General features: G+C 71.9%; 23 protein-coding genes, 1 tRNA gene and 1 pseudogene. 11 read left to right on the top strand and 14 right to left on the bottom strand.

Features of this window, described 5'->3' with window-relative positions:
* Positions 1–30: 30 nt before the first annotated feature.
* Positions 31–1686, bottom strand: a complete 1656-nt coding sequence (gene ptsP, locus ACIPEP_RS04985; protein ID WP_083295279.1) for a phosphoenolpyruvate--protein phosphotransferase — start codon at positions 1684–1686, stop codon at positions 31–33.
* Between the two features lie 266 nt (positions 1687–1952).
* Between ptsP and ACIPEP_RS04980 the strand changes: the two genes are divergently transcribed.
* The gene (locus tag ACIPEP_RS04980; protein WP_402716651.1) at positions 1953–2723 is read left to right on the top strand and encodes a DeoR/GlpR family DNA-binding transcription regulator; all 771 of its coding nucleotides are present in this window, start codon (positions 1953–1955) and stop codon (positions 2721–2723) included.
* A 76-nt stretch (positions 2724–2799) separates the two neighbouring features.
* Positions 2800–3072 (top strand): HPr family phosphocarrier protein, encoded by a 273-nt coding sequence (locus tag ACIPEP_RS04975; protein WP_070418429.1) that lies wholly within the window; start codon positions 2800–2802, stop codon positions 3070–3072.
* A gap of 202 nt (positions 3073–3274) precedes the next feature.
* Here ACIPEP_RS04975 and ACIPEP_RS04970 read toward each other — a convergent pair whose 3' ends face one another.
* Positions 3275–3610, bottom strand: a complete 336-nt coding sequence (locus ACIPEP_RS04970) for a hypothetical protein (protein ID WP_402716650.1) — start codon at positions 3608–3610, stop codon at positions 3275–3277.
* A 56-nt stretch (positions 3611–3666) separates the two neighbouring features.
* Here ACIPEP_RS04970 and ACIPEP_RS04965 point away from each other — a divergent pair, with 56 nt between their 5' ends.
* From ACIPEP_RS04965 to ACIPEP_RS04930, 8 genes and pseudogenes are all read left to right on the top strand, one after another.
* Positions 3667–4509, top strand: coding sequence for an exodeoxyribonuclease III (locus tag ACIPEP_RS04965; protein WP_071296540.1), 843 nt, complete (start codon positions 3667–3669; stop codon positions 4507–4509).
* Positions 4510–4546: 37 nt separating this feature from the next.
* The gene (trpS, locus tag ACIPEP_RS04960) at positions 4547–5557 is read left to right on the top strand and encodes a tryptophan--tRNA ligase (RefSeq protein WP_070418426.1); all 1011 of its coding nucleotides are present in this window, start codon (positions 4547–4549) and stop codon (positions 5555–5557) included.
* A 2-nt stretch (positions 5558–5559) separates the two neighbouring features.
* Positions 5560–6159, top strand: coding sequence for a GNAT family N-acetyltransferase (locus ACIPEP_RS04955; RefSeq protein WP_402716649.1), 600 nt, complete (start codon positions 5560–5562; stop codon positions 6157–6159).
* Between the two features lie 90 nt (positions 6160–6249).
* A complete protein-coding gene (gene ribD / locus ACIPEP_RS04950; RefSeq protein WP_402716693.1) occupies positions 6250–7302 on the top strand; it encodes a bifunctional diaminohydroxyphosphoribosylaminopyrimidine deaminase/5-amino-6-(5-phosphoribosylamino)uracil reductase RibD in 1053 nt (350 codons plus the stop codon).
* 29 nt (positions 7303–7331) lie between these two features.
* Positions 7332–7958: pseudogene (ribA, locus tag ACIPEP_RS04945) on the top strand (GTP cyclohydrolase II); the annotation flags it as partial.
* Positions 7959–8176: 218 nt separating this feature from the next.
* Positions 8177–9589 carry an MFS transporter gene (locus ACIPEP_RS04940; protein WP_402716648.1) on the top strand — a complete coding sequence of 471 codons (1413 nt, stop codon included), beginning with the start codon at positions 8177–8179 and terminating at the stop codon, positions 9587–9589.
* Positions 9590–9886: 297 nt separating this feature from the next.
* Positions 9887–10102, top strand: a complete 216-nt coding sequence (locus ACIPEP_RS04935; protein ID WP_022907338.1) for a hypothetical protein — start codon at positions 9887–9889, stop codon at positions 10100–10102.
* A 7-nt stretch (positions 10103–10109) separates the two neighbouring features.
* Positions 10110–11930, top strand: a complete 1821-nt coding sequence (locus ACIPEP_RS04930; RefSeq protein WP_402716647.1) for an ABC transporter ATP-binding protein — start codon at positions 10110–10112, stop codon at positions 11928–11930.
* Between the two features lie 37 nt (positions 11931–11967).
* Here ACIPEP_RS04930 and ACIPEP_RS04925 read toward each other — a convergent pair whose 3' ends face one another.
* The 3 genes from ACIPEP_RS04925 to ACIPEP_RS04915 all read right to left on the bottom strand — a co-directional run bounded on the left by ACIPEP_RS04925 (position 11968) and on the right by ACIPEP_RS04915 (position 15179).
* Complete coding sequence (locus tag ACIPEP_RS04925) at positions 11968–12588, bottom strand: isochorismatase family protein (protein WP_402716646.1); 621 nt, start codon at positions 12586–12588, stop codon at positions 11968–11970.
* A gap of 23 nt (positions 12589–12611) precedes the next feature.
* Positions 12612–14105, bottom strand: a complete 1494-nt coding sequence (gene dacB / locus ACIPEP_RS04920) for a D-alanyl-D-alanine carboxypeptidase/D-alanyl-D-alanine-endopeptidase (protein ID WP_402716645.1) — start codon at positions 14103–14105, stop codon at positions 12612–12614.
* A gap of 93 nt (positions 14106–14198) precedes the next feature.
* Positions 14199–15179 carry a Gfo/Idh/MocA family protein gene (locus ACIPEP_RS04915; protein ID WP_070418420.1) on the bottom strand — a complete coding sequence of 327 codons (981 nt, stop codon included), beginning with the start codon at positions 15177–15179 and terminating at the stop codon, positions 14199–14201.
* 168 nt (positions 15180–15347) lie between these two features.
* On the opposite strand from ACIPEP_RS04915, the gene ACIPEP_RS04910 reads away from it, so the two are divergent.
* Entirely contained in the window at positions 15348–17027 is a 1680-nt protein-coding gene (locus tag ACIPEP_RS04910; RefSeq protein ID WP_402716644.1) for an HAD family acid phosphatase, read from the top strand.
* 106 nt (positions 17028–17133) lie between these two features.
* Here ACIPEP_RS04910 and ACIPEP_RS04905 read toward each other — a convergent pair.
* The 9 genes from ACIPEP_RS04905 to ACIPEP_RS04865 all read right to left on the bottom strand — a co-directional run bounded on the left by ACIPEP_RS04905 (position 17134) and on the right by ACIPEP_RS04865 (position 25574).
* A tRNA-Thr gene (locus tag ACIPEP_RS04905) sits at positions 17134–17206 on the bottom strand.
* Between the two features lie 44 nt (positions 17207–17250).
* Entirely contained in the window at positions 17251–17895 is a 645-nt protein-coding gene (locus ACIPEP_RS04900) for a TetR/AcrR family transcriptional regulator (RefSeq protein ID WP_402716643.1), read from the bottom strand.
* Positions 17896–18029: 134 nt separating this feature from the next.
* A complete protein-coding gene (locus ACIPEP_RS04895) occupies positions 18030–19172 on the bottom strand; it encodes a DNA polymerase III subunit delta' (protein ID WP_070418418.1) in 1143 nt (380 codons plus the stop codon).
* 25 nt (positions 19173–19197) lie between these two features.
* Positions 19198–19833, bottom strand: coding sequence for a dTMP kinase (tmk, locus tag ACIPEP_RS04890; RefSeq protein ID WP_402716642.1), 636 nt, complete (start codon positions 19831–19833; stop codon positions 19198–19200).
* Entirely contained in the window at positions 19830–22622 is a 2793-nt protein-coding gene (topA, locus tag ACIPEP_RS04885; protein WP_402716692.1) for a type I DNA topoisomerase, read from the bottom strand. Before topA ends, tmk begins: the two co-directional genes overlap by 4 nt.
* Before the next feature lie 440 nt (positions 22623–23062).
* On the bottom strand, positions 23063–23368 hold the full coding sequence (locus ACIPEP_RS04880; RefSeq protein WP_092386421.1) for a TadE family type IV pilus minor pilin: 306 nt from the start codon (positions 23366–23368) through the stop codon (positions 23063–23065).
* Positions 23369–23417: 49 nt separating this feature from the next.
* Positions 23418–23624 (bottom strand): DUF4244 domain-containing protein, encoded by a 207-nt coding sequence (locus ACIPEP_RS04875; RefSeq protein WP_092386419.1) that lies wholly within the window; start codon positions 23622–23624, stop codon positions 23418–23420.
* Between the two features lie 103 nt (positions 23625–23727).
* Positions 23728–24564, bottom strand: coding sequence for a type II secretion system F family protein (locus ACIPEP_RS04870; protein WP_402716641.1), 837 nt, complete (start codon positions 24562–24564; stop codon positions 23728–23730).
* An 8-nt stretch (positions 24565–24572) separates the two neighbouring features.
* Positions 24573–25574: a TadA family conjugal transfer-associated ATPase gene (locus tag ACIPEP_RS04865; RefSeq protein WP_402716640.1), complete on the bottom strand. Its 1002-nt coding sequence runs from the start codon at positions 25572–25574 to the stop codon at positions 24573–24575.
* Positions 25575–25589 lie beyond the last annotated feature (15 nt).

Here is a 25589-nt window from a genome sequence, read left to right as displayed (position 1 = left end):
TGTGGAGGGGAGGTGGTGCTGGGGGTCGGATCAGGCGGCGTGCGTCGCGGCCGCGGCGGACTTGGCGGCCGCCGCCGTGCTCGCGGCGAGTGCCGCCTGGGCCATCTCGCGGGCCTGGTCGAGGGTGTGCTTGCCGAGTTCGGCGCGCACGTCGGCCAGGGCCGCGGGGGTCATGGAGAGCGTCGTGGCGCCGAGACCGACGAGCACGACGGCGAGCAGCGGGTCGGCCGCTGCCTCGCCGCAGATGCCGACGGGCTTGCCGGCGTCCGCACCCGCTGCGCCGAGCTGCGCGACGAGGCGGAGCACGGCGGGGTGCCACGGGTCCTGGTAGGACGCGACGGTGCCGAGCATCCGGTCGGCGGCCATCGTGTACTGGGTCAGGTCGTTCGTGCCGATCGACACGAAGTCGGCGGAGGTGAACACCTGCTCGGCCATCAGCGCGAGCGAGGGGACCTCGGCCATCACACCGGCGGTGCGGATCCCGAGCTCGCGGGCGAGGTCGACGAAGTACTCGGTCTCCTCGGCGTCGGCGACCATCGGGGCCATCACCCAGAGGTCGGCCTCGGTCTCGGCGTCGGCCTGGGCGAGCGCGGTGAGCTGGTCGCGGAGCACCTCGGGGTGGTTCCGGAGCGCCCGGAGACCGCGTCGACCGAGGGCCGGGTTCTCCTCGTCCTTGTCGGTGAGGAACGGCAGGGGCTTGTCGGCACCCGCGTCGAGCGCCCGGACGACGACCTTCTTGCCCGGGAAGGCCTCGAGCAGCTGCTTGTAGGAGTCCTTCTGCTCGTCGACGGTCGGCGCCTTCGGCGAGTCGAGGAAGAGGAACTCGGTGCGGAAGAGCCCCACGCCCTCCGCACCGAGAGCAACGGCGCCCGCGGCGTCGGCGGGGCTGCCGAGGTTCGCGAGCAGCGGGACGGTGTGCCCGTCGGCGAGCGCGCCGGCGGTCAGGGGCGCTGCGGCCGCGGCGAGGCGGTCGGCGATGCGCTGTTCGACGTCGGCGACGAGTTCGGCCGACGGGTCGGTCACGACGGTGCCGGCGGCGGCGTCCACGACGACGACCGTGCCGTCGGACAGGTCGTCCGCGCCGGTCACGCCGACGATCGCGGTGATGCCCTTGGCACGGGCGAGGATCGCCGTGTGCGAGGTCGGGCCGCCGTCACGCGTGACGAGGGCGAGCACCTTGTCGAGGTCGAGGAGTGCGGTGTCGGCCGGCGCGAGGTCACGGGCGACGAGCACGAAGGGGGTGTCCGACTCGGGCACACCCGGGGCGTGGACGCCGCGGAGCTTGGCGATGATGCGCTGGGCGACGTCGTCGAGGTCGGCGGCACGCTCCCCCATGTAGCCGCCCATCGAGACGAGCAGGTCGCGGAACTGGCCGAACGCCTCGAACACGGCGCGCTCGGCGTTGGTGCCGCCGTCGATGCGGGCGTGCACGTCGTCGAGGAGGGTCGGGTCCTGCGCCATGAGCGCCTGCGCCTCGAGCACGGCCTGGGCGTCCCCGCCGGCGAGCTGCCCCCGCTTGTTGAGGTCCTCCGCCACCGCTGCGATCGCGGCGGCCACGGCCTGCTTCGCGTCGTCCGCCGAACCGGTCAGGGCGTCCTTCGATGGTTCGCCGAGCGGGTCGGCCATGCGGAGCACGGGGCCGTGGGCGACGCCACGGCCGACGCCGGTGCCGAGCAGTTCGGACATTCGAGACTCCTTCATCTCACGCGCGCTTGCGGTGGGGTGGTTCGTTCGGTGCGCGCAGCGCGGAGACGGGACCCCGCCGGTGCGGCTGAGCAGCACCATACCCCGATCCACGTTGACAAACAAACACATCCGGGGATAAAAATGCAGAAACAGATGCCCGTTTGCGTCTGGCGGCGGATCCGTTCGGGTCGCTGTCGCCGGAGACGTGCCCGGTCGTGTCCGTTCCGTTCCGACTCCCCCACCGCTTCCGAGACGACGAGGCCCCGATGTACGCACCAGAGCGCCACCAGCGCATCGTCGAACAGGCGCGTGCGCATGGCCGGGTCGACGTCAAGGACCTCGCCGAGCTGCTCGAGGTGACCCCCGAGACGATCCGCCGCGACCTCACCTCGCTCGAGCGGCGCGGGCTGGTCCGACGTGCGCACGGTGGCGCGATCCCCGTCGAACGCATCACCCTGCACCCGGGGGTCGGCGACCGTGGCGGCATCAACCAGGCCGAGAAGATGGTCATCGCCGAGGCCGCGCTCGGCGAGCTGCCCGAGAACGGGTCCGTCATGATCGACGCCGGCACCTCGACCATCTGCCTCGCCGAGATGCTCCCGACCGACCGTGGCCTCACCGTCGTGACCCACTCCCTCCCAGTGGCGATGGCGGTCGCGAACCGGCCGGGCATCGACCTGCACCTGCTCGGCGGCAACATCCGCAGCGACTCGCTCGCCGGCGTCGGCACGTGGACGCACCAGCTCATCGGGATGGTCAGCGTGGACGTCGCGTTCATCAGCATCAACGGCATCACGCCCGAGCGCGGCCTCACGACGCACAACATGGCCGAGGCCGCCGTGAAGTCCGCGATGATCAAGTCCGCGCGCCGCAGCATCCTGCTCGCCGACCACACCAAGTTCGGTCGCGAGGAGTTCGGCCGCGTCGCCCCGCTCGCCGCGATCGACACGATCATCACCGACCCCGGCGTGAACGCCGACCTCGTCCGCGAGGTCGAGGCCGCCGGCACCGAGGTCTTCTGGCCCGGCCGCGACTGACCCTGCGTCCCGCCCCGGAACCGCCCACCCCGCGCTCGCTACCATGAGCCAACCACCCATCGACAGGAGTACATCGATGTCCGAAGCCACCCGCACCGTCACCGTCGCCAGCGCGTCCGGCCTGCACGCACGCCCGGCCTCCCTCTTCGTCCAGACCGTGACCGCGTCCGGCCACCAGGTCACGATCGCGAAGGGCGACAAGTCCGGGAACGCCGGCAGCATCCTCGCGCTCCTCGGCCTCGGCATCGAGAACGGCGACGAGGTCACGCTCACGGTGAACGGCGACGACGCCGAGACCACCGCGGACAGCCTGGTCGAGTTCCTCAAGACGGACCACGACGCGGCCTGACCACAGGACGGACGGGAGGGGGGGGGGGGGCGGGGGCCCCCCCCCCCCCCGCCCGGGCCGGGCCCCCGCCCCCCCCCCCCCCCCCCGGGGGCCGGGGGGGGGGGGCCCCCCCGCCCCCCCCCCCGGGCGCCCCCCCCCGGGGGGGGGGGGGGGGGGGGGCCCCCCCCCCCCCCCCCCCCCCCCGCCCCTCGTCCGGTCTCCCCTACTGCTCCTGCCCCAGCGGCGGGATCGGGCGTAGCTCGCCCCAGGCGAAGGCACTCTCGGCGATGAAGTCCTGCAGGTCGTCGGCCATCTTCAGCAGCAACTCCGGTTCCCCGTCGCGGAGCCACAGCCACGAATCGCCGTCGTCCCCGGCGATCGACCAGGCGAGCGCCATCCCCTCGTCGGCGACCTCGGTGTCGACCACCCGCCGCAGTCGTTCGGACCAGTCGCTGTGCACCCAGAACTCCGCCGCACGGAACTCGTCCGGGCGCAGCATCTGCTCGGCCACGGGGCGGAACACGGCGAGCAGCTCCCCCACGGTCATCACGACGGTCACGGCGCGAGCCTACGACCGGCGCAGCCGTGTCGGCACCCGCCGATAGGGTGTTCTGCATGACACGCCTGCGCCTCGCATCCGTCAACGTGAACGGCATCCGTGCCGCGTTCCGGAAGGGCATGGGCGACTGGCTCGCCACCCGCGACGTCGACGTGCTCGCCCTGCAAGAGGTCCGCGCGTCGAGCGACGACCTCGCCGGGCTCCTCGGCGACGAGTGGGACATCGTGCACGACCCCGCCACCGCGAAGGGTCGGGCGGGCGTCGCGATCGCCTCCCGCCACAGCGCGCACGTGCACCGCGTCGCGCTCGGTGCGGACGACTTCGACTCCGCCGGGCGCTGGCTCGAGGCCGACTACGAGATCGGCGGCACCACGGTGACGGTCGTCTCGACGTACGTGCACTCGGGCGAGGTGGACACCCCGAAGCAGGACGAGAAGTGGAAGTTCCTCGACGCGATGACCGAGCGGCTGCCGAAGCTCCGCGAGCACAACCCGCTCGCGGTCGTCGTCGGCGACCTCAACGTCGGGCACGACCAGCGGGACATCAAGAACTGGAAGGGCAACGTCAAGCGCGCGGGCTTCCTGCCGCGTGAGCGTGCCTACTTCTCGCGGTTCTTCGGCGAGCAGGGCGCTGAGGTCGAGGGCGCCGACGGCACCACCGGGCCCGGTCTCGGCTGGGTCGACGTCGGTCGCGCCCAGGCCGGCGACGTCGAGGGGCCGTACACGTGGTGGTCGTGGCGCGGCCAGGCGTTCGACAACGACACGGGCTGGCGGATCGACTACCAGATGGCGACCCCGGAGCTCGCCGCGAAGGTCACGCAGTACACGGTCGACCGCGCTGCCGCGTACGACCAGCGATGGTCCGACCACGCCCCCGTGGTCGTCGACTACGAACTCTGACCCGCACCCCCACACTTCTCCAGCACAGGACAGCACCATGACCAAGACGCGCATCTTCTCGGGCATCCAGCCCTCGGCCGGTTCCCTCCACCTCGGCAACTACATCGGCGCGCTCATGCAGTGGCGGACGCTGCTCGACGACTACGACGCCATCTACTGCGTCGTCGACATGCACGCGATCACGTCCCCGCAGGACCCGGCCGAGCTCCGCGCGAACACCCGGGCGACGGCCGCGCAGTACATCGCCTCGGGCATCGACCCGACCAAGGCGACGCTCTTCGTGCAGTCGCACGTCCCGGCGCACGCCGAGCTCGCGTGGGTGCTGAACACCCTCACCGGCTTCGGCGAGGCGAGCCGGATGACCCAGTTCAAGGACAAGTCCGCCCGGCAGGGCACCGAAGCCGCGTCGGTCGGGCTCTTCACGTACCCGATCCTGATGGCGGCGGACATCCTGCTGTACGACACGAAGGTCGTGCCGGTCGGTGACGACCAGCGGCAGCACGTCGAGCTCACCCGCGACCTCGCCGGGCGCTTCAACTCGCGGTTCGGCGACACGTTCGTCGTGCCGGAGGCCCGGATCCTCACCGACACGGCGCGGATCTACGACCTGCAGGACCCGACGAGCAAGATGAGCAAGTCGGCCGCGTCCGACAACGGCCTCATCCGCCTGCTCGACGACCCGAAGCGCACCGCGAAGAAGATCCGCTCGGCGGTCACCGACACCGAGCGCGAGATCCGGGCCGACCGTCAGGCGAAGCCGGGCGTGACGAACCTGCTGTCGATCCTCTCGGCGTTCACCGGCACCCCGGTCGCCGCGCTCGAGGAGTCGTTCCAGGGCAAGGGCTACGGCGACCTGAAGGGCGAGGTCGCCGACGCCGTCGTGGCCGAGCTCGAGCCAGTGCGCGCCCGCACGCTCGAGCTGCTCGACGACCCGGCCGAGCTCGACCGGCTCCTCGCCGTCGGCGCCGAGCGTGCCGAGTCGATCGCCGCCGAGACCCTCGCGAAGGTCTACGAGCGCATCGGCTTCGTGCCCCGCACCCGGCGCTGACCGTGCGCCCCGTCACGCTGTCGTCCGCCCGGGTGCACCTCGACGTGCCCACCCGGGCGGACGCGACGGCGATCACCGAGGCCTGCCAGGACCCGGACATCGTGCGCTGGACGACGATCCCCACGCCGTACACCGCCCGGGACGCCACGACCTTCGTCGACGCGCTCGTCGGTCCGGGCTGGGCCTCCGACCGCGAGTACACCTGGGCGATCCGTCGGAAGGGGTCCACCTGGCTCGAGGGGATCATCGGGTACCGCACCGCGCGGCGGGACCTCGGCTTCTGGCTCGCACCCTCCGCTCGCGGCGCCGGGCTGATGCACGACGCCGTCGGCCTCGTGCTCGACTGGGCCTTCGTGCAGGGTGCGCCGGACGTGTACTGGGAGTGCTACGTCGGCAACACCGCCTCGGCCTCGGTCGCCCGTGCCGCGGGGTTCTCGTACACCGGTACCGGCGACGCGCTCATCCCCGGGCGGGACGGCGCTCCGACGACGGCGTGGAAGGGGCTCCGGCGGGCCGACGGCGCTCCCGCGTCCGACTTGCCGTGGCCGGCCGAGACGACGACGGCAGGCCCGGATGACGCGTCACCGACCGTTCGCGGATAGTCTCGGACCGTGACCGTCACCCCTCGGCCGTCGGACTCCGTGGCCTCCCCCGCAGCGCACCCCTCGGTCTCGCCGGCCGAGCTCCGTGCGATGCGCCGTGGCCTCGAGCTCGCGGCCCTCGGCCCCGCGGTCGGTGACCACGTCCGCGTCGGCGCCGTGATCCTCTCCCCCGACGGAGCGGTCCTCGCCGAGGGCTGGCACAAGGGCGCCGGTACCCCGCATGCCGAGGTCGACGCGATGTCGAAGGTCGACCCCGCACACCTGGTCGGCGCGACCGCCGTCGTCACCCTCGAACCCTGCAACCACACCGGACGCACCGGTCCGTGCGCCGTCGCCCTGCTCGAAGCGGGGATCGGCCGCGTCGTGTACGCCGTCGACGACCCCGGGCCGGCAGCTCACGGGGGTGCCGAGCGACTCCGGTCCGGCGGAGTCGACGTCGTCTCGGGCGTCCTCGCCGACGAGGTCGAGGACTTTGTCGAGCGCTGGCTCCTCTCGGTGCGCCTCGGACGCCCGTGGGTGACGGTGAAGTGGGCATCGAGCCTCGACGGCCGGGCCGCGGCGGCCGACGGCACGAGCCAGTGGATCACCGGTGCGGCCGCACGCCAGCACGTCCACGAACAGCGCGCCGCGCACGACGCGATCCTCGTCGGGACGGGCACGGTCCTCGCCGACGACCCGAGCCTCACCGCGCGGGGCGACGCCGGGGAACTCCTCGCCGACCAGCCCGTCCCGGTGGTGTTCGGCGACCGGCCGGTCCCGGACGACGCCGCGGTCCGCCGCCACCCTCGCGCCCTGCTGACGCTGTCCGGCCACGACCTCGCCGCCTCGCTCCACGCACTGCGGGACCACGGCGTGCACTCGGTGTTCGTCGAGGGCGGACCCACCGTCGCCTCAGCGCTGATCGCGGCGGGTCTGGTGGACGAGTACCTCGTCTACCTCGCGCCCGTCCTGCTCGGCGGCCCCCGTGTCGCCCTCGGTGACGTCGGTGTGGGAAGCATCGGCGAGCGTCGGCGGTTGGACGTACTATCGACCACCAGCCTCGGCCCCGACCTGCTGGTCCGAGCACGACCCCACCGCGCACCCCGGCCGGCGGCGGCCGAGCCCGGGATCGCGGGGCCCCAGAACGACCGGAGCACCACATGACCGATGCACTCACCTCCCCCACCCCCGGGAGCCCGGTCCAGTTCGAGGTGTCGACGAACGTCCCGACCACGCACGGCACGTTCGAGATGCGCGCGTACCGCGACCTCGTGACGAGCGCCGAGCACGTCGCGATCATCGCCACCGGCCCGGACGGCGCAGCACCGCGCGGCGGCGCCCTCGTCCGGGTGCACTCGGAGTGCCTGACGGGCGAGGCGTTCGGGTCCCTCAAGTGCGAGTGCGGCCCGCAGCTCGACGCCGCGCTCGACACGATCGCGGCCGAGGGCGGCGTCGTGATCTACCTCCGCGGGCAAGAGGGCCGCGGCATCGGTCTCATCAACAAGCTCAAGGCCTACCGCCTGCAGGAGGACGGCCTCGACACGCTCGACGCGAACCTCGCGCTCGGTCTCCCCGCCGACTCGCGGGCGTACGGCGGCGCGGCCGGCATCCTCGCCGACCTCGGCATCACCACCGTCCGCCTCCTGTCCAACAACCCCGAGAAGCGTCGCCAGCTCGAGGAGCACGGCATCACGGTCGAGAGCCTGGTGCCGCTGGTCGTCGGCGTCTCCGCGCAGAACGCGGCGTACCTCGACACGAAGCGCGACCGGATGGGGCACCAGCTCCCCGCGCACCTCGAAGCGGGCAGCCCGCTGGCCTGACCGGGCGCCGGCCCGGCCCGGTCCGGTCACGATCCAGCGGATTCGCAGGTTCACGACATCTGTCGTACGATGGTGGCCCCCGTCACAAGCGGTACACCACCACGAACCGAACGCACCCGATCAGTGCCCGCGCCACCCCGCGCGAACCGATCGGTGTCCGCCGTCCGGAACACCGCTGCGCTCCCCCGCGAGCGTCATCCACGGAGTCTCCTCACCCCATGTCCGCCGCACCGGCACCCGCATCCCCGAAGACCGCAGGCAACCCGCGCTCCCGCGTCGTGATCGCCAGCCTCGTCGGGACCTCCATCGAGTTCTACGACTTCTACGTCTACGCGACCGCCGCGGTCCTCGTCTTCCCGACGCTCTTCTTCCCGAACGAGGACCCGACGGCATCGCAGCTGTCCTCGTTCGTCACGTTCGCCCTCGCGTTCTTCGCCCGCCCGGTCGGGTCGATCATCTTCGGCCACTTCGGCGACCGCGTCGGCCGCAAGGCGACCCTCGTGGCGTCCCTGCTCGTGATGGGCACCGCGACGTTCCTCATCGGCTGCCTGCCGACGTTCGACTCGATCGGCATCTGGGCGCCGGTGCTCCTCGCCGTGATGCGCTTCGCCCAGGGCGTCGGGCTCGGTGGTGAGTGGTCGGGCGCGGCACTGCTCGCGACCGAGAACGCGCCGAAGGGCAAGCGCGGGGTGTTCGGCTCGATGCCGCAGCTCGGCGCCCCGATCGGCTTCCTGCTCGCCAACGGCCTGTTCATCGCGATCAACGCGGCGATGCCCGCCGGCGCCGACGGCACCCCGAACCCGGACTTCCAGGCCTGGGGCTGGCGACTCCCGTTCCTGCTGTCGGCCGTCCTGGTGATCGTGGGCCTCTACGTGCGGTTCAAGCTCGTCGAGTCGACGGTGTTCCGTGGCGTCCAGGAGTCCGGTTCGGTCGCCAAGGTCCCGCTCGGCCGGGTGTTCCGCACCTCGTGGCGCGCCGTGATCGTCGGCACCTTCGGCATGGTCGCGACCTACGTCCTCTTCTACTTCATGACGACGTTCACGCTGTCCTACGGCACCACGGGCGCCGAGGCCGGCCCCCTCGTCCCGAAGATCGGCCTCGGCTACACCCGTGGCGAGTTCCTCACGCTGCTCATGATCGGCGTCGTGTTCTTCGGTATCTTCACGCCGATCGCAGGCATCCTGGCCGACAAGTTCGGCCGACGTCGCACGCTCATCCCGACCACGATCGGCATCGCGCTCTTCGGCCTGACGTTCCAGTTCTGGTTCGCCGCGTCGACCGGTCCGATCACGGTGGTGACGTTCCTGATCGTGGGACTGTCGCTGATGGGCCTGACGTTCGGTCCGATGGGCGCCCTCCTGCCGGAGCTCTTCCCGACGAACGTGCGGTACACGGGCTCGGCGATCGCCTACAACGTCGCGTCGATCCTCGGCGCTTCGCTCGCTCCGACCATCGCGCTCGCGCTGTGGCAGCCGGACGGCAACATCTTCCTGGTCGGGCTCTACCTCACGATCGCCGCGGTCGTGACGCTCGTCGCCCTGTTCTTCATCCGTGAGACGAAGAGCGCCGCGCTCGACGCGGCGGACACCGCCGGTGAACCGGACGCAGCACCGGAGGACGCGCGCGCCTGACCCGACCACCTCCGCAGACGGGAGGCGCGGTGCCGGCTGGCACCCCGCCTCCCGTCCGTCGTGCGGGGACGTACGCATGATCCGACACCCCACCAGTCGATCGACGCGCGCTTCGTCGGAACATGCACGCGTACCGTGTGCGTCCGCATGTTCCGACACTCCACCAGTCGATCGACGCGTGCTTCGTCGGAACGTGCACGCGCATGCACGCTCACAGGCGTTCCCGCACCACGCCGCCCACCCCCGCGCGTCAACCCGGGTTGACATCCGTCGGTGCGTCAATGTAGGTTGACACGCGTGGACCGACCGACCATCACGAGCCTCGCCGCCGGCGCAGCCGGAGACGACCCGTTCTCCGCCCTCGCCAGCGTGCGCGAACTCCGTCGTGAGCTCGACCGGACCGAGGAACTCGCGGCCCGACGTGCCCGGAACGCCGGCGCCTCGTGGCAGGAGATCGCGACGCTGCTCGGCGTCAGCCGCCAGGCAGTGCACAAGAAGTACGGCAGAAACTAGGAACACGATGAGCTCCCCCTTCGCCAGGCCCAAGAAGACCGACGGTCCCCGCGCCACGTTCGGCCGACTGCTGAGCTACCTGTTCGAGAACAAGCCCGCGATGGTCGTCATCATCGTGCTGAGCGTCCTCGGTGCCGGTGCGTCCCTCGCGCAGCCGCTGCTCGTCAACCAGGTCATCACCGCCGTCCAGCACGGCAACACGCTGAGCACCCTCGTCTGGCTGCTCGTCGGACTCGTCATCGTCGCGGGCGTCCTCAACGGTGTGCAGCACTTCCTGCTGCAGCGCGCGGGTGAAGGCGTCGTCCTGTCGACCCGGCGGAAGCTCATCGCGCGCATCCTCAACCTGCCGATCTCCGAGTTCGACACGCGCCGCACCGGCGACCTCGTCTCCCGCGTCGGCAGCGACACGACACTGCTGCGCGCCGTGCTGACGCAGGGCCTCATCGAGTCGATCGGCGGCGCCCTGACGTTCATCGGCGCGATCATCGCGATGGCCGTCATCGACCCGCTGCTCCTCGGCATCGTCGTCGTCATCGTGCTCGTCGCGATCGTCGTCGTCGGCGGGCTCAGCCGCCGCATCCGCGTCGCGTCGAAGCGTGCGCAGGAGAAGGTCGGCGACCTCACCGCGGCGGTCGAACGCGGCATCGGTGCCGTCCGCACGATCCGTGCCGCCGGTGCCACCGAGCGCGAGGTGCACGAGGTCGACGGCCACGCGACCGAGGCCTACCGTCGTGGCCTCGACATCGCGCGGATGTCGGCGTTCGTCGTCCCGGTCGCGAGCATCGTCATGCAGGTCGCGTTCATCGCCGTCCTCGGCGTCGGTGGTGCGCAGGTCGCAGCCGGCACCATCACGATCGCGACGCTCATCACGTTCATCCTGCTGCTCTTCATGATGATCATGCCGCTCGGCCAGGCCATGGGCGCCGCCGTCGCCGTAGCCCAGGCGCTCGGTGCACTCGGCCGCATCGAGGAGATCCTGCACCTCCCGACCGAGGCGCAGGACGACCAGGCCGTCCGCGTCGTCGCAGCGGTGGAGAGCGACGACGCGATCACCTTCGAACACGTGTCGTTCCGGTACGCGCGTCCGGCCCAGGCCTCCGGTGCGGACGGCGCCGAGCCAGCCGTCGACGACGACACCGCCTCCGACGACGTGGTGCTGCACGACGTGTCCTTCCGGGTCCCCCGCGGATCGCGGGTCGCACTCGTGGGTCCGTCCGGCGCGGGCAAGTCGACCACACTCGCCCTCATCGAACGGTTCTACGACCCGACCGACGGCGTCATCCGGCTCGGCGGCGTCGACGTCCGTGGCCTCGACCGCGCCGAGCTCCGCGCGCAGATCGGGTACGTCGAACAGGACGCTCCGGTGCTCGCCGGCACGATCCGGGCGAACCTGCTGCTCGGCTCACCGGACGCCACCGAGGACGACTGTGTCCGCGTGCTCGAGGCCGTCAACCTCGGCGAGGTCCTGCACCGCGACCCCCGCGGCCTCGACGCCCAGGTCGGCGAGGACGGCGTCATGCTCTCCGGCGGTGAACGGCAGCGGCTCGCGATCGCCCGGGCACTCCTCGCCGCTCCCCCGATCCTGCTGCTCGACGAGTCCACCTCGTCGCTCGACGGCGTCAACGAGCAGAAGATGCGCCTCGCGATCGACGCCGTGGCCGAGGACCGCACGCTGCTCGTGATCGCGCACCGGCTGTCCACGGTGGTGGACTCGGACGTGATCGTCGTGCTCGAGCACGGCCGGGTCGTCGGCGTCGGGACCCACTCGGAGCTCGTCGAGTCGACGCCGCTCTACCGCGACCTGGCGAAGCACCAGCTGCTCGTCTGAGCCGGCGCGGCCACGGTCGGACGACTCGACGCCGCGCTCAGAGGAGCGCGCCGCCGGGGTTCGCCAGTCCCTCGTCCATGTCGCTGTGGTCGACGTGCCCACCTGCGGCGCGGATCTCGTCGAGCGCCCGCGCACTCCGGGCGTCGTCCACCCCGACCACCAGGTCGTCGTAGACCGCGACGTCGTATCCCGCAGCCCGGGCGTCGAGCGCCGAGGCGCGCACGCAGTGGTCGGTGGCGATGCCGACCACGTCGATCGTCACGACGCGGTGCTCGGCGAGGACCTCGGGCAGCGGGACGCCGTCCTCGGTGCGCGCCTGGAACGCCGAGTAGTCCGGCGTGCCCTGCCCTTTGAAGACATGGACGTCGATCGGAGCGGTGTCGAGCCGCGGGTGGTACTCGGCCCCCGGGGTCCCGGCGACGCAGTGCACCGGCCAGGTCGTCTCGTAGTCCGGACCCTCGGGACCGGCGAAGTGGCCGCCGTTGTCGTCGTCGCCGTGGTGCCAGTCGCGGGAGCCGACGATGAGGTCGTACTCGTCGGCGTGCCGACCGAGGAACGCGGTGATGCGTCGCGCGAGGTCGTCCCCGCCGGTCACACCGAGGGCACCGCCCTCGGTGAAGTCGTTCTGGACGTCGACGACGAGGAGTGCCCTGGACATGGGTCCATCCAACACCCGCGGCCTCAGGAGCCGGTGAGCCTGCTCCCGCACGAGTACGTCGCCGCCGTCACCGCGTCGAGTGCGGGCAGCGCCGCGGCCCGCGAGGACCCGATCGCGTAGAAGGCGAACGTCAGCCGGGTGCCGTCGGCCGCGTCGATGTAGCCGCCGAGGGTGTTCGCGCTGTCGATCCATCCGGTCTTCGCGTGCACCTTGCCCCGGGCGACGGCGTTCGCCCCGGTGAACCGACTGGCCAACGTGCCGGACTGTCCGGACACCGGCAGGGCGTTCGCGAGCGTCCCGAGGCCCTTCGCACCGGCGGCGACCTGCACCATGAGGTGCGCGACGAAGTTCGGCGACACGGCGTTCGCGGCGCTCTCGCCCGAGCCGTCCTTGATGACGATGCCTGCAGGGTCGACGCCGTACGACTTCAGGGCTGCCTGGTACACGGCGGTCAGCGAGGCTGCGGAGCCGTCCGAGCCGGACTCCTTCGACGAGATCCGCGCGAGCATCTCGGCGAGGGTGTTGTCCGAGTTCGGGATCATCTGCCCGATGAGCGTCGACACCGGCTGCGAGGACACCGTGGCGATCGTGTCCGTGCTGGTCGTGGCACGCTTGACGATCTGCGCGTTCCCCGCACCGGCGACCCCGGCGTTCGCGAGGGCCGTGCGGAACAGGTCCCCGGCGCGACCGACCGGGTCGGTGGAGCGCGGCGACGTCTGGGCACCCGGGTTCGCGCGGTCACCGTCGACCATGAGCGCCGTGACGTTCGGCTGGTAGCCGATCGTCCGCTCGCTCACCGGCCAGGTGGGGTCCCAGGCGTCGGCGTCGTTCCAGTACGTGTCGTCCGTGACGATCGTCGTCACCGGGGTGTTGCCGAGCTTCGCCTTCACCTGCTGGGCGAGCTGCGCGAGCGTCGGGGCGCCCGGGTACACCGTCGCTCCGCCTGCCGAGAGCGTGGCGTCACCGTGGCCGACGAGGGCGATCGCACCGCCGGACTCCTTCGTCACGGTGGTCGGGATGCGGTGGTCGCCGCCGAGGACGGCCAGCGCGGTCGCCGTCGTCAGGGTCTTCATCACGCTGCCGGTCTGTGCGGCCTCGTCACCGTTGCGCGAGAACAGCACCTCGCCGGTCTTCGCGTTCATGACGTACCCCTCGAACGCGCCGAGGCCGCTCGCCGAGGCGGCGTTCGTGATCGTGCAGGTCCGGAGGGCGGAGGGACCCGCGGCGTCGTCCGGCACCGTGCGGCCGCTCGGCGTCGGTGTCGGTGTCGGGGCGGCCGTCATCGGTGCGGGGCTGCTCGACGCGGTGGCGGACGCCGTCGCGGCCGCCGTGGTCGTCGGGGTCGGCATCGTCGCCGCCGCCACGGCCACGGCACCGCCGGACCCGAGCACGAGCACGGTCGCGAGGCCACCCGCGATCCACGGCACCGGGCGGCGGGCGAACGAGGCGCGGACGGCGGTGCGCGCGTCGCGGAGGCGGTCCGCGACGCCGCGCGGTGAAGGCTGCTGGTCGGACATCGCGAACGATCCTACGGAACTGCGGGAGGAGCCTCCAGGCCCACTTTCCGGATCCGGACGTTCCGCGCCCTTCCGGGCGTCAGCCGTCGGCCGTCAGCCGTCGGCCGGGTACCGGACGCCGACCTGTCGGCGAGCCTCGTCCATGAGGGCCATGATCGCGACGGTCTCCTCGGGGTCCATCGGGCCGCCCTCGTGGGTGCCGGACTCGACCATCGACTCGAACGCGCGGACCTCGTGCGCGTAGCCGGTGAGTTCCTCGCGCCCGTCGAACTCCTCGACGACGTTCCCGTCGCGGTCGCGGAGCCGCCAGGTCGTCGGCGTGAACCACGTCGAGTCCAGGTCGATGCGGCCGTCCTCGCCGATGACCGAGGCGGTGTTCGGACTGCGGAGGTCGAGCCCGAAGTGGAGCATCGACTGCGTCCCGCCCTCGTGCGTCAGCACCAGGCCCATCTGGGTGTCGACGCCCTGCTCGCTCAGGGTGCCCGCGGCGACGACCGACGTGGGCACACCGAGGACGTCGACCGCGAAGGAGATCGGGTAGATGCCGAGGTCGAGCATCGCACCACCGCCGAGCGCCGGGTCGTTCAACCGGTGTGCCGGGTCGGACGGCAGCGCCTGGTGGTGGGTCGCCTCGACGAGCCGGACCCGCCCGATGCGGCCCTCGGCCACGAGCTCGCGGATCATCGACATCTGCGGGAGGAAGCGCGTCCACATCGCCTCCATGACGGCGACGTCGGCGCGCCGGGCGGCGTCGACCACCAGGCGGGCTTCGTCCGCCGTGATCGTGAAGGCCTTCTCGACGAGGACGTGCTTGCCGGCCTCGATGGCGAGCAGTGCGTCCGCCGCGTGCCGCGAGTGCGGTGTCGCGACGTACACGGCGTCGACGCCGTCGTCGGCGACGAGGTCCTCGTAGGAGCCGTGCGCCCGCGGGATCCCGAACTCGGCCGCGAACGTCTCGGCGCTCGCGAGCGTCCGGCTGCCGACCGCGACGAACTCGACCCCCGCGGCCGTGCAGTCGCCCACGAAGGACCGTGCGATGCCGCCCGTACCGATGACTCCCCAGCGAACCGTCATGGGACCTGTCTACCAGGGGCCGTGCCCGGCACACCGCTGTCCACCCGCAGCACTTTGGTATGGACTGCACTGGTGATTGCCAGCTAGCGTGCTGCTGCACCCCCTGAACGGGGGTCCAGCGGTCGCGTCCGACGGCCGCTCCCCCAGCAGAAAGCGATCAGGTCCTCCATGCGCCGATCCGTCCTGTCCGTCGTCGCCACGAGCGCGGCCATCGTCATCACCTCGACCCTCGTCGGTGTCACCCCGGCGACCGCGCACGGCTGGGGATCGCCCGGACACGGCTGGGCACCGCCGGGACACTCGGCCGACGCGGGACTGCAGCCCCGGACGCAGTTCACGATGGCGGCCGACGGTTCCTCCGGCGCGAGCCAGGGGGGCGAGGGCGTCCCGAACATCGACTCGGTCAAGAAGACCATCGCGACGTACTACGGCGACCCCGGCACCGGGCTCGCGAACCGCACCGACTCCCCGTACATCCGCGAGATGCGGTCCATCGTCGACCGGCAGAGCGCCCAGCTGCAGCGCATCCACGACGCCGCGGTCCGTCGCGGCGAGAAGCCCGCGATCGTCCTCGACGCCGACGACACGACGCTGTGGACCTACGACATGGAGGTCGCGGACATGCACTTCGTGTTCGACCCGGCCCGCCAGGACGAGTGGGTGCAGGACGAGCGCTTCCCCGCGACGCCGTCGATGGTCGGCTTCGTGAACCGGGCGCAGTCGCTCGGGTTCACGGTCTTCGGACTCACCGGTCGGAACGACGACCAGAAGGCCGCCACCGTCCAGAACCTGTCGAAGGTCGGCTACACCGCGTTCGCCCAGGACCGCTTCTTCACGAAGTGGACCGGAGTCGGTGCGTCCCAGCAGCCGTCGTACATCACCTGTGCCACGGCGAAGTGCACGACCGTCGAGTACAAGGCGCTCACGCGGAAGCACATCGAGCAGGACCTCGGCTACGACATCACGCTCAACGTCGGTGACCAGTGGAGCGACCTGCAGGGCGGGTACGCCGACCGCTCCGTGAAGCTGCCGAACCCGACCTACTACCTGCCCTCGGCCGACCTGCCCGGCGTGTCCGAGCCGCGCCTGACGCCGCGCACGCACTTCACGATGGCCGCCGACGGATCCTCCGGCGCCACCCAGAGCGGCGAGGGCATCCCGAACATCGACTCCGTGAAGTCGACCATCGCGACGTACTACGGCGACCCCGGCACCGGCCTCGCCAACCGCACCGACTCGCCCTACATCCGCGAGATGCGCTCCATCGTCCGGAAGCAGGCTCCCGTCGTCGCCGCCCAGTGCGCCGTCGGCCGGAAGCTCCACCGCAACCCCGCCATCGTGCTCGACGCCGACGACACCACCCTGTGGACCTACGACATGGAGGTCGCCGACATGCACTTCGTGTTCGATCCCGCCCGCCAGGACGAGTGGGTGCAGGACGAGCGCTTCCCCGCCACCCCGTCGATGACCTCGCTCGTGTCGATCGCCCAGCGCTCCGGCTGCACGATCATCGGGCTCACCGGGCGCAACGACGACCAGAAGACCGCCACGATCGAGAACCTGCAGAAGGTCGGGTACCCGCAGTTCGCGGCGACGCAGCGCGGCACGCAGACGTACTACACGAAGTGGACCGGCGTCGGGGCCTCGCAGCAGCCGTCGTACATCACCTGCGCCACCGCGAAGTGCACCACCGTCGAGTACAAGTCGCAGACCCGTGCGCACATCGAGTCGCGCTCGGGTGGGCGGTACGACGTGGTGGCGAACTTCGGCGACCAGTACAGCGACCTGCTCGGTGGGTCGGCGGACCGGAGCGTGAAGCTGCCGAACCCGACGTACTACCTGCCCTGAGGCCGGGGCGGGCCGGGCGCGCAGGCGCCCGGCCCGGCTCGGGCCCGGCGCCCGGCCCGCGAAGCAGAAAGCCCCGGTCAGACACTGTCTGACCGGGGCTTCTCGGAGCCGCCTGTCGGAATCGAACCGACGACCTATTCATTACGAGTGAATCGCTCTGCCGACTGAGCTAAGGCGGCGGACGCTCCGTTGCCGGAGCGGCACGGGACACGACTATACAGGTTCAGACGAGCGAACGCGAAACGAGCGCGTCGAGGTCGGCGAACGACCGTTCGAGCTCGTCGACGAGGTGGGTGTCCGACCCCGCGTCCGACCACTCCCACCACGCGTGCCGCAGCGCAGCCAACGCCACGAGGGATGCCAGCCGCGCCCGACGACGCCGCTCCGGGGGCTCTCCGGAGGCGTCCGGAGCTCCGTCCGCAGCCGCCGCGAAGCGCGCCACGATGGCCCCCTCGATCGCCACCTGGAACTCCTTCATCGACTCCATCCGCCGACTGAAGAGCTCCGGCGCGGCGCGGAGCACCTGCTGCCGCTCCTCGATCAGCCCACGCTCCTCGATGAGTTCGCGCGTCGAGTGCACGAGCAACGCCCCGAGGTCGGCGAGCAGGTCCCCCGTCGGCCCACCGGCCACGAAGTCCGCGAGGGTGTCGTCGTCCGGCAGCGTGGGATCGTCGCCGAGGATCGCGCCTTCCTTGTTCGGGAAGTAGTTGAAGAACGTCCGCGGCGACACGTCCGCACGCCGCGAGATCTCGTCGACCGTCACCGCCGCGAGCCCCTCCTCGATCGCGATGCGGAGCGCGGCCTGCTGGATCGCGAGTCGGGTGGCGCGGCGCTTCCGCTCGCGCAGGCCGGGTTCTGCGTCGGACATGCGGTGATTGTCCCATGCGCGGGGGCGCGGGCGGATGGGGAACGTCACAGGGTGCGGTTCCGGACGGCCTGGAGGCGCGGTGCGAGCGCGTCCTGCGTCTCACCTCGGGCAGGTGGTCCCGCCCAGGGCGCGGGTCAGCGGCGCGCGCGGGCGATGGTGACGAGCAGCGCCTCGAGCGCGAGGAGCGCCGCCACGTTCGCGGCGATGCGCTGCCGAGCGAGCGCGATGGCGTCGAGCACCTCGAGCGCAGCGGCCGGGGGCACCGACTGCAGCGCGTGGTCGAGCTGTTCCCGCATCGCGAGGTTCACCGGTTCTGCCGGCGCCCCGAGCCCGAGCAGCAACAGGTCACGGTACAGCGACGAGACGTCCACGAGGATCCGGTCCAGCCCGTCCCGGAGGCTCCGCGTCGCCCGACGCTTCTGGTCTTCCTCGAGCAGGCGCAGCTGCGAACGGAGTGCCGGCGGGATCGTGCCGCCGGGCTCGATGCCGAGCGAGCGCATCGCGGCGTCACGTTCCTCGGCGTCGCGCTGCTGTGTGATCGCCTTGGCGTCCTCGTCGGCGACGGCGAGCAGGTCGGCGGCGGCCATCACGGCGTCTCCGACGGTCCGGACGCCGAGTACCGTGCTCAGCGTGCGGCGTCGACGGTCGCGGGCGTCCTCGCTGGTGGCGAGACGCTGTGCCATGCCGATGTGGCTCTGCGCCTGGCGTGCGGCGTCCATCGCGAGGACGCGGTCCACACCGGTCCGCGCGACGAGCAGGTCTGCGACGGACTCGATGCCCGGCACGCGGAGGCGGACCGACCGCACGCGCGACCGGATCGTCGGCAGCAGGTCGGCCTCGCTCGGGGCGCAGAGAATCCACACGGTGCGCTCCGGCGGTTCCTCGAGCGCCTTGAGGAGCAGGTTCGACGTGCGTTCCGTCATGCGGTCCGCGTCCTCGATGATCACCACGCGGTACCGGCCGACGGAGGGCGAGTAGTGCGACGACGTGACGAGCTGCCGGATCTCGTCGATGGTGATGATGACCCGCTGCGTGGTCAGGACCGAGACGTCGGGGTGGGTCTTCGCGGTGATCTGCTGGAGCGTGTGGTCGTCGTCCGGACCGTTGCCGACGAGTGCGGCGGCGAAGGCGGACGCGACGTTCGACCGGCCGGAGCCGGGGGGCCCGGTGATCAGCCACGAGTGCGTCATGCCACCGGTGCCGTCGGGCGACTCGGCCGCGTTGCGGAGCGACGCGACCGCTTCCTCTTGCCCTGTCAGGCCGTCCCACACGCTCACGGGATCATCCTGCCAGCCGCCACCGTCATCCCTCGACGACCCCGACCAGTGGAGCGACCGCGGCACGGATCGCGCGCTGGACGTCCGTGGCCGGGGCGGACGCGTCCACGACGAGGAAGCGCTCGGGCTCGGCGGCGGCCATGTCGAGGAACGCCTGGCGGACCGTCTCGTGGAACGTCTCGGCCTCGGACTCGAGTCGGTCGAAGGTGTCGCCGCGCGCCGCGGCCACCCGCGCACGCCCGACGGTGACGTCGAGGTCGAGCAGGATCGTGCGGTCCGGCGTGAGCCCGTCCGACGCCCAGTCCGACACCGAACGGATGTGCTCGGCGCCGAGGCCGCGCGCGACCCCCTGGTACGCCACCGAGGAGTCGATGTACCGGTCCTGCAGCACCACGTCGCCGCGAGCGATGGCGGGGCGGACGAGGGTCTCGACGTGGTGCGCGCGATCGGCCGCGTAGAGCAGGGCCTCGGCCCGAGGCGCGACGTGGCCGCGCTCGTGCAGGACGATCTCGCGGATCCGCGTGCCGAGGTCGGTGCCGCCCGGCTCACGGGTGCGTACCACGGTCCGGCCGTGCTCCTCGAGCCAGTCGGTCAGCAGCTCCGCCTGCGTCGTCTTGCCCGCACCGTCGCCGCCCTCGAGCGTGATGAACCGGCCGGTCACTTCTTCTTGGCCGCCGGCTTCCGCGCCGGTGCCTTCTTCTTCACCGGTCCCTTTGCACGCTTGTCCGCGATGAGCTGCACGGCGCGGGCGTGGTCGACGGCCTCGACGTCCTCGCCGCGCGGGATCGTCGCGTTGGTCTCGCCGTCCGTGACGTACGGACCGAACCGGCCGTCCTTCATCTTGATCGGCTTGCCGGACACCGGGTCGGCGTCGAACTCCTTGAGCGCTGCGCTCGCCGAGCGGCGGCCGCCGTACTTGGGCTGGGCGAAGAGCTCGAGCGCACCGGGGAGGTCGATGTCGAAGATCGCGTCCTCGCCCGGCAGGGTCCGGGTGTCCGTGCCCTTCTTGAGGTACGGACCGTAGCGGCCGTTCTGCGCGGTGATGTCGTCGCCGGACTCGGGGTCCTTGCCGACGACCCGCGGCAGGTCGAGCAGCTTCAGCGCCGTCTCGAGGTCGACCGTCTGCGGGTCCATCGACTTGAAGAGGGACGCCGTGCGCTCCTTGGGCGCCGCGGGCTTCTTCGTGGTCTTCTTCGCCGGTGCCTTCTTCGCGGCACCCTTCGCGGTGGTCTTGGCTGCGGGCTCCGCCTCGGCGGCGGCCGGCGTGGCCTGCGCGTCGAGCACCTCGCCCGTCGCGGCGTCGACCGCGGGTTCCGGCTCCGGGGTGCGCTCGGTCACGTACGGACCGAACCGGCCGTCCTTCGCGAGGACCTCTTTTCCGGTCTCGGGGTTGATGCCGACGACGCGGTCACCGAGCACCGGGGCGTCCACGAGCTCGCGGGCCTTCTCGGCGGTGAGCTCGTCGGGAGCGAGGTCCTCGGGCACGTTGACGCGACGGGGCTTCTCGGGGTCGTCGCTCGGCACCTCGATGTAGGGGCCGTAGCGACCGATGCGGAGGGTCAGCCCCGGCGCCAGTTCGACGGAGTTGATCTCGCGCGCATCGATCTCGCCGAGGTTGTCGATGACCGTGCGGAGCCCGCGCTGGTCGCCACCACCGAAGTAGAACTCCTTGAGCCAGTCGACCCGGTCGGCGTCGCCGTTCGCGATCCGGTCGAGGTCGGCTTCCATGTCGGCCGTGAACTGGTACTGCACGAGGTCACCGAAGTACTCCTCGAGCAGCCGGACCACGCTGAACGCGATCCAGTTCGGCACGAGCTGGGTCCCGCGCAGCGACACGTAGCCGCGGTCGATGATCGTCGGGCTGATCGTCGGGAAGGTCGACGGGCGACCGATGTCGAGGTCTTCGAGCGTCTTGATCAGGCTCGCCTCGGTGTAGCGCGGCGGTGGGGTGGTGTCGTGCCCCTTCGCGACGACGTCGTCGACGGCGAGGTGCTCGCCTTCCTTGACGTCCGGCAGCGCCACGTCGTTGCCCGAGCGGTCCGAGGACTCGTGGCGGTCCTCGTCCTTGCCCTCTTCGTAGGCGTTGAGGAACCCGCGGAAGGTGATGACCGTGCCGGACGCCGTGAACTCGGCGTCGGTGCCGTTCGCCGTGGCCGGGATGCCCTCGACGGACTCCCCGGAGGAGATGCCGAGCACGATCGACGCAGTGGAGCCCTTGGCGTCCGCCATCTGCGACGCGATGGTGCGCTTCCAGATGAGGTCGTAGAGGCGCCACTCGACACCGGTCAGCGTCCCCTCGAGCTGCGACGGGGTGCGGAACGTGTCGCCGGCGGGGCGGATCGCCTCGTGCGCTTCCTGCGCGTTCTTGCTCTTGCTCGCGTAGACGCGCGGCTTGTCCGGCACGGTCGCGGCGCCGTAGAGGTCCGCTGCCTGCTTGCGAGCGGCGTCGAGCGCCTGCTTCGACAGGTTGACCGAGTCCGTACGGATGTAGGTGATGTAGCCGTTCTCGTACAGCGTCTGCGCCGCACGGGCGGTCTGCCGCGGCGAGAGGCGGAGCTTGCGCGCCGCTTCCTGCTGCATGGTCGACGTCGTGAACGGCGCTGCCGGGCGGCGCGTGTAGGGCTTCGACTCGACGCTGCGGACGGTGGCGTCACCGGCACGCTCGAGCACGGTGGTGAGCGCGGCCGCGGCGGCTTCGTCGAGGCGGACAGCCTCGCCCTTCAGGGCACCGCGGTCGTCGAAGTCACGACCGGAGGCGACCCGGGTCCCCTGGACCCGCGCGAGTCGAGCGGTGAAGGCGGCGTCGCCCTCCTTCTCGAAGCGCGCGCTGAGGTCCCAGTAGTTGGCGGACACGAACGCGAGGCGTTCGCGCTCACGGTCGACGACGAGACGTGTGGCAGCGGACTGCACGCGACCGGCCGAGAGCCCCGGACCGATCTTGCGCCACAGCACGGGCGAGACCTCGTACCCGTAGAGACGGTCGAGGATGCGGCGGGTCTCCTGCGCGTCGACGAGCGCGGTGTCGAGCTCACGGGTGGCTTCCTGCGCGCGCTGGATCGCCTCCTTCGTGATCTCGTGGAAGACCATGCGCTTGACCGGCACCTTGGGCTTGAGGACCTGCAGCAGGTGCCACGCGATGGCCTCGCCTTCGCGGTCCTCATCAGTTGCGAGGTAGAGCTCGTCGGCTTCCTTGAGCGCACGCTTCAGCTCGGAGACGGTCTTCTTCTTCGCGTCCGAGACGACGTAGTAGGGCTCGAAGCCGTTGTCGACGTCCACCGAGAACTTGCCGAGCGAGCCCTTCTTGAGCTCCGCCGGCAGGTTCTTGGGCTCGACGAGGTCCCGGATGTGTCCGACGGACGCCTGGACCTCGTATCCGTCACCGAGGTATTGCGCGATCGTCTTGGCCTTCGCGGGGCTCTCGACGATGACGAGCTTCTTCGTGCCTGGCACGTGTCTCCTTGATCGATGGTGCGCGTCGGCCCTGGACGACGAGCGCGTCCGGGTCGACCGGGGCACCGATGACCGGGGGCCGACAGGCACACCATACACATAGTGTTCGGGCTGGTCGTCCGCCGGACCGGCGACTGCGACTGCGCCCACGGCGAACGGTCCGCCGCCGACGACGACCCGGACCCGGGCGGCGGAGGCAGCCGTCCCGCAGGTGTCGACGGCTGCCTGGTTCCGCGCCGCCACGCGCGTCGCGACGGAGCAGGGTTCGCCCGGGACGAGCCCGACGAGGGCCGCCGCGGCGGCGAGCGCCGAGGCGTCGGCAGCGGCCTGGGCGCGGATCGTGGCCACGCGCAGTCCGGCTCCGGCGAGCGCCGCCGTCAGGACGACGAGGACGATGCCGACCACCGCCGAGAGGAGGACCGTGGCGGACCCGCGCTCGTTCACCGTCCGTCCTCCGCAGCGCAGCCGGTGGCACGGAGCGGGACGGCGTCGAACGGCCCCGCGGCCCCTCGTGCTGCCCGGACGCAGACGACACCACCGTCGCGGTGCACCGTCATGCCGGCCCCGGGTGCGAGGTGCTCGAGTGCGGCGCGCCCGGCGTCGTCGTCCCCGCGACCGAACGCTCGTGCCGCCGTGGCCGCCGCGAGCTGGAGGCGTCCGAGGCCGTCGACGACGAGCACCGCGGCGACGAGCGAGGTCAGGACGAGGGCCACGACGGGGAGCACGACCGCGAACTCGACGCTCACGGTGCCGCGCTCCCCGTCCGCCGCCGGGCGCGGGTCAGCCGCGTACGGGTCAGAGGGACAGGGCACCACGGACGAGTTCCGTGAGGATGCTCTGCACTTCTCCGGAGCGCATCACGGCGACGAGGACCCCGGCGAACGCGACGGCGGCGAGGATCACGACCGCGTACTCGGCCGTCGCCGATCCCCGGTCGTCGTCGAGTCGTCGCCGGAGTCGGGCGCCGAGGTGCTGGCGGTGCGTGCTGGGTGAGTCGGTCATGTGACTGTCCTTCCTGATGCGATGCGATGCGATGCGATGCGATGCGACCAGCCTCGCCGCGGGCCGCCCTCGGCACGGGACCGGTCACCGGATCTGTGGAGGATCACCCGACGTCGACGACGGTGGAGGAGAGGACACCGACCACCACCGGGACGACCCCGACGAGGACGAACGCGGGGAGGACGCACACCCCGAGCGGCAGGACGAGCCGGACCGCGAGTCGTTCCGCGGCGGCGAGGCCCGCGGCAGCGACGTCGTCGCGGACGTCCTCGGCAGCCGCCCGGAGGAGCGACGCCGCCGGGACCCCGGCACGCTGCGCGAGTGCGAGGACCTCCCGGAGGTGTTCGCCGTCCGCAGCACGGCACGGTCGGTCGGCGAAGGCGGTCCGCACGGCCGCTCCCCCGTCCGCCCACGACCCACCACCCGACACCGCGACCGCCCACGCGTCGAGCAGCACGCCCGGCAGGTGCCCGTCGGGCGTCACCGCACGGACGAGGCGCGCGGTCCACGCCCGCCCCAGCACGACGAGCACGGTGGAGAGGACGACGCAGGTCCAGCCGACCGGCGACGCCACGAGCACCTGGACGGCACCCGATCCCCAGGTCGACCCGAGCGCGATGCCGAGCAGCGGCAGCGCGAGCACCACCCGGGCGCTCGCTCGTGGGCCGGCGAGTGCCACGAGGACGGCGCGGTCCGATGCCGCCGACCGCCGGAGCGCTCCGGCGAGTGCGCGGACGGTACCCGCCGACGGCGCCCCGGTGTGTTCGGCGACGCGGAGCACGGCGGCGACGTCCTGCCACGCGGGACCGGCGTCCTGCGGGAAGCCGCCCACCAGTGCCCACGCCCGGGTGGGCGGGACGCCGGCGGCGACGAGCGTCGCGACCCGGTCCAGCGTCCGGGCCGCCGCCGCTGGGTCGAGGGCCGCGTGCGGTGAGCGCACCGACCGTCTCACCGCGACCGGTCCACCGGACGGACCACGAGCCTCCCGTCCGGACCGACACGGAACGCACCCACCGCGCCCAACCGCCGCCGACCCGCGTGCCGCTCGACGTGCACCACCAGGTCGAGCGCACTGACCGTCTGTCGGGCGAGCGCCTCCGGCCCGAGCCCGGCGAGCGCACCGAGTGCCTCGAGCCGTGCCGCCACGTCGGCGATCCCGTTGGCGTGCACCGTCCCCGCTCCCCCGTCGTGCCCGGTGTTCAGGGCGGAGAGGAGCTCGCGGACCTCGGCGCCCCGGCACTCCCCGACGACGATGCGGTCGGGTCGCATGCGGAGCGCTTCGCGGACGAGCCGGTCGAGGCCGAGCGCACCGGCGCCCTCGGCGTTCGCCTGCCGGGCCTCGAGCGTGACGACGTGCGGGTGGTCGATCCGGAGTTCGGCGACGTCCTCGACGGTGACGATCCGCTCGTCGGGCGGGACAGCCGCCAGCATCGCGGCGAGCATGGTGGTCTTGCCGCTCCCGGTCGCGCCGGTGACGAGCACGTTGCGGCGCTCGTCGACCGCGCGCTCGAGGACCGACCGAGGGACGCGCGCGAACGCTCCGAGCGCCTCGAGCGACTGCAGGGTCGGCCGGGTCGGCGCGGGGAGACGGATCGAGACCGCGGTCCCGCCGACCGAGACGGGTGCGAGCACGACGTGCACGCGGATGCCGTCGCCGTGGCGCACGTCGACGCAGGGCGTGGTCTCGTCGACGTGCCGCCCGCCCCGTGCCACGAGTTCGGTCGCGAGTTCCCGCACCCGCCGTTCGGGCAGCTCGGGTCCGGCTCGTTCGAGCCCGCGCCCCCGGTCGACCCACGTCCCGCGGCCGCCGACCACGAGCACGTCGGTGACGCCCGCGTCGCCGACGAGCGCGGCGAGCTCCTCGAACTCGGCGGCGACGACGACGTCCCGACTCCGGATCGGTCGCGTGGCGCCGGGCAAGAACGGGGCGTCGGCACGGTGTCGGTGCATGCGACCAGAGAGTAG

Origin of the sequence: Curtobacterium sp. NPDC087082 (assembly GCF_044745045.1) — a bacterium.
Taxonomy (GTDB): Bacteria; Actinomycetota; Actinomycetes; order Actinomycetales; family Microbacteriaceae; genus Curtobacterium.
The sequence above is the reverse complement of the archived record's forward strand: the minus strand, read 5'-3'. Positions and strand labels throughout refer to the sequence as shown.

Bases quoted from the DNA above. Each gene is read 5' to 3' on its own strand.
- ACIPEP_RS04910 (WP_402716644.1), top strand. From the start codon at position 15,348: ATGCGCCGATCCGTCCTGTCCGTCGTCGCCACGAGCGCGGCCATCGTC.
- ACIPEP_RS04875 (WP_092386419.1), bottom strand. From the start codon at position 23,624: ATGACCGACTCACCCAGCACGCACCGCCAGCACCTCGGCGCCCGACTC.
- ACIPEP_RS04900 (WP_402716643.1), bottom strand. From the start codon at position 17,895: ATGTCCGACGCAGAACCCGGCCTGCGCGAGCGGAAGCGCCGCGCCACC.
- ACIPEP_RS04930 (WP_402716647.1), top strand. From the start codon at position 10,110: ATGAGCTCCCCCTTCGCCAGGCCCAAGAAGACCGACGGTCCCCGCGCC.
- ACIPEP_RS04940 (WP_402716648.1), top strand. From the start codon at position 8,177: ATGTCCGCCGCACCGGCACCCGCATCCCCGAAGACCGCAGGCAACCCG.
- trpS (WP_070418426.1), top strand. From the start codon at position 4,547: ATGACCAAGACGCGCATCTTCTCGGGCATCCAGCCCTCGGCCGGTTCC.
- ACIPEP_RS04865 (WP_402716640.1), bottom strand. From the start codon at position 25,574: ATGCACCGACACCGTGCCGACGCCCCGTTCTTGCCCGGCGCCACGCGA.
- ACIPEP_RS04975 (WP_070418429.1), top strand. From the start codon at position 2,800: ATGTCCGAAGCCACCCGCACCGTCACCGTCGCCAGCGCGTCCGGCCTG.
- ACIPEP_RS04980 (WP_402716651.1), top strand. From the start codon at position 1,953: ATGTACGCACCAGAGCGCCACCAGCGCATCGTCGAACAGGCGCGTGCG.
- ptsP (WP_083295279.1), bottom strand. From the start codon at position 1,686: ATGTCCGAACTGCTCGGCACCGGCGTCGGCCGTGGCGTCGCCCACGGC.
- ACIPEP_RS04915 (WP_070418420.1), bottom strand. From the start codon at position 15,179: ATGACGGTTCGCTGGGGAGTCATCGGTACGGGCGGCATCGCACGGTCC.
- ribD (WP_402716693.1), top strand. From the start codon at position 6,250: ATGCGCCGTGGCCTCGAGCTCGCGGCCCTCGGCCCCGCGGTCGGTGAC.
- ACIPEP_RS04925 (WP_402716646.1), bottom strand. From the start codon at position 12,588: ATGTCCAGGGCACTCCTCGTCGTCGACGTCCAGAACGACTTCACCGAG.
- dacB (WP_402716645.1), bottom strand. From the start codon at position 14,105: ATGTCCGACCAGCAGCCTTCACCGCGCGGCGTCGCGGACCGCCTCCGC.
- ACIPEP_RS04965 (WP_071296540.1), top strand. From the start codon at position 3,667: ATGACACGCCTGCGCCTCGCATCCGTCAACGTGAACGGCATCCGTGCC.